Source organism: uncultured Campylobacter sp., from assembly GCF_938018145.1.
GTDB lineage: Bacteria > Campylobacterota > Campylobacteria > Campylobacterales > Campylobacteraceae > Campylobacter_A.
This window is the reverse complement of the sequence record NZ_CALIII010000178.1, coordinates 1-3,011: the sequence shown is the minus strand read 5'-3', so window position 1 is coordinate 3,011 and position 3,011 is coordinate 1. Positions and strand designations below refer to the sequence as shown.

The 3,011-nt window shown below is 47.3% G+C and carries 2 protein-coding genes; both read right to left on the bottom strand.

The genetic code is table 11. From position 1 onward, the window contains the following. A partial coding sequence (locus Q0338_RS04105; protein WP_298085648.1) for a tetratricopeptide repeat protein occupies nt 1-1,589 on the bottom strand: 1,589 nt, incomplete at its 3' end. After that, nucleotides 1,589-2,833, bottom strand: coding sequence for a serine--tRNA ligase (gene serS, locus Q0338_RS04100; RefSeq protein ID WP_298085647.1), 1,245 nt, complete (start codon nt 2,831-2,833; stop codon nt 1,589-1,591). The genes Q0338_RS04105 and serS, both read right to left, overlap by 1 nt. Nucleotides 2,834-3,011: the final 178 nt, after the last annotated feature.

Sequence of the window (3,011 nt, the reverse complement as noted above, 5' to 3'; positions counted from 1 at the left end):
TTTTCAGAGATCTCTTGCAGTAGCTTAGTATTATCCACTGCGTTTATGTCGTTTGCGATGGCGCCTAGCACGCCTGCTATGTGATTTGTCGGGTCTAGGTGATAGCTCATGATAAAGTGCTTTGCCGCCATGCTAAAGTTGCCCAGCTGCGCGTAGCTAAGCGCTAGGTCGTAGTGTAAAACCGAGTGTTCGGGATAGAGCGAGATGAGCGAGGCAAACTGCGCGTTGGCCTGCTTTAGCTTGTAGTTTAGGGCGTTTGCGATGGCTGATGAGAGCTCTAAATTTACCTTTGAGAGCGCGCCGCTAGCGTTTAGGTAGTTGCCCGCTGCGCTTGCATCGTCCAAAAATAGGCTCACGCCGCCTTTTCTTATGTAGTTTATCGTTTGGTTCGGGTCAAAAACCTTATAAGGCGCGAAGTAAAACAGCGTCTCATATCGTTTGGTTTTATCGAAAAACAGGTCGTTTCTAAAGTGCGCTTGAGCTAAATTTACGTCAAAAAGCTCTGGCTTTAGTATCGTTTTGATCGGAAAATTCGCGTTTAAAAACAGCGGATCCTCGTGAAATACGGCCTTTATTTCATTTGTCGCCGCTTCAAATTTGCCGTCTTTTAGGTTTATGATGGCTATCATAGAGTTGATTTTATTTGAGTCACCGCCCTTGTTTAGCGCTAAATTTAGCCTATTTCTGGCCTTTTCGTACTGTCCGAGCCTCGCGTAAAGCATACCAAGCGCCAGGTCTGCGTCAAATTCCTTTTGCGCTTCTAGCTTTTTTATCGCTTCGGCATCGTCGCCGATAAAGCTTAAAATTTTAGCCGCGAGGTAGTCGTATCGGTCTTTATAGTAGCCATTTTCGGCGTGAGAGAGAGCCGCTAGAGCCTCGATGTATTGGCCTTTATAGTAGTTTATGAGCGCGTAGTAGTAGTTGTATAGCGGAGAGTCTACCTCCTTGTACAAAAACGAATTAGCGAGATTTATATAATAGTTAAAATTTTGCTCGTTTTTTAGCTCCAGCGAGCTAACCGCGGCATTTATGGCGCTAACGGCGACGTTTTCGTTATTGTCGATAGCTTTTTTAAAGCTTTTTAGTGCGTCTTCAAATTTGCCCTGTCTCATCTGCGAAACGCCGAGATTATAGTTTGAGAGGCTTTGGTTATAAACTGCGATGTTTTCGTAGATTTTCAGCGCCTCAAATTTATTGCCCTTTTCGTAGAGTAAATTTGCCTTAGCGATCATGTCGTCGATCTTTGAGCTGCCGAATTTTTGCGACTCGTAGTGCTCCTCGATGTCTTTTACGATCTGTTTTTCGTCTATCGGCGGCTTTTTCTCGCCCCTAAAAACGAAAAATAAAACTACGGCCAAGATGATGACGGCCGCGCCGGCTCCGCCGATGATAAAAAGCTTTTTCTTGCTTTTTTTGGCCTCTTCTTGCGCGTCTGCTGGCTGCTCAAAGGCTACGGGCTCTAGCTCGTCAAGCGAGACTAAACCGTCGCTATCGCCGTCTTCTTGCTCATCGAGCGAGTCGGTTTCTTCGTCTTGATCAAAATCGGCCTCTTCGAGGATTACTACGTTTTCGTCGTCGTTTTTCGCCACTAAATGTACCTTTTAAGAACTTCGGGGATCTCGATGCTGCCGTCTGCTTTTTGGTAGTTTTCCATTATCGCTATGAGCGTCCTGCCTACGGCTAGGCTCGAGCCGTTTAGGGTGTTTACCAGAGCGTTTTTCTTGCCGTCTTTGTAGCGGATTTTGGCTCTGCGAGCTTGGAAATCGCGCGTGTTTGATACCGAGCTTATCTCGCGGTATTTGTTTTGTCCGGGTAGCCAGACCTCGAGGTCTATCGTCTTTGCCGCGCTAAAGCCAAGATCTCCGCTACAAAGCAACATGTGGCGGTGTGGCAATCCAAGGCTCGTTAGCAAATCGCTAGCGCACGCGACCATCTCGTCAAGCATCTGCGCGCTTTGCTCTGGAGTCGTGATAGCTACGAGCTCGACCTTTTCAAACTGATGTTGGCGGATCATTCCACGCGTGTCGCGTCCTGCCGAGCCCGCTTCTTTACGAAAGCACGCCGAGTAGCAAGTCATCTTTATCGGTAGGTTCTCGACGGGTAAAATTTCATCGTTATATAGGTTTGTTACCGGCACCTCGCTAGTAGGGATTAGATATAAATCCTCGCCCTGAGCTTTATATAGATCGTCTTCAAATTTAGGCAGCTGTCCTGTGCCGTAAAGCGTGTTTGCATTTACCAAAAACGGCACGTTAACCAGCTCAAAGCCGCGCGCGTTGTTAAAGTCGATCATGTAGTTAACTAGCGCTCTTGATAGGCGCGCTCCCATGCCCTTTAGCACGCAAAAGCGCGAGCCTGAAAGCTTAACTCCGCGCTCGAAATCAAGCCAGCCTAAACTCTCGCCAAGCTCGTAGTGTTCCTTTGGGGCGAAGTCAAATTTGGTAGGCTCCAGTACCGTTTTTACGCAGACATTGTCATCCTCGTCGGCGCCAAACGGCACGTCGTCGTCGGTGATATTAGGCACGCAGCTTGCGATGTTTTCGAGCTTTTCCTCGTATGCGCGCACGATATCGGCGGCATCGCCCATCGCGGCTTTGTTTAAATTTAGCTCGTTTTTTAGCTCGTCGGTGTTCTCGCCGTTTCTAGCCTTTATGCCTAGCTCTTTGCTCTTAGCGTTTTGGATCGCTTGGAAATTTTCTAGCGCTTGACGCTTGGCTTTTAGCTCGTTAAACGTCGTCAAAAGCTCGTTTAAAACCTCGGGCTTTACGTTTTTTCCTTGTAATTTTTTTACGAACTCGTCGTAGCGAGTGTCGAGTAGTTTTAAATTTATCATATCCTCTCCTTAAACCATAAACATAACTTTAGCAAGTATCACGATGACCGCAGCCGCCGCAAACGCAAACGGATGAATGTTGCCCAGCGGACTAGGGCGCTTTAGTATAAATTTGCACGTGAGATTGGTCGCGACCGCCGCAAATATCAGTAGCGCTAAAATAACCTTTATCATCAAG

Bases quoted from the DNA above. Each gene is read 5' to 3' on its own strand.
- serS (WP_298085647.1), bottom strand. From the start codon at position 2,833: ATGATAAATTTAAAACTACTCGACACTCGCTACGACGAGTTCGTAAAA.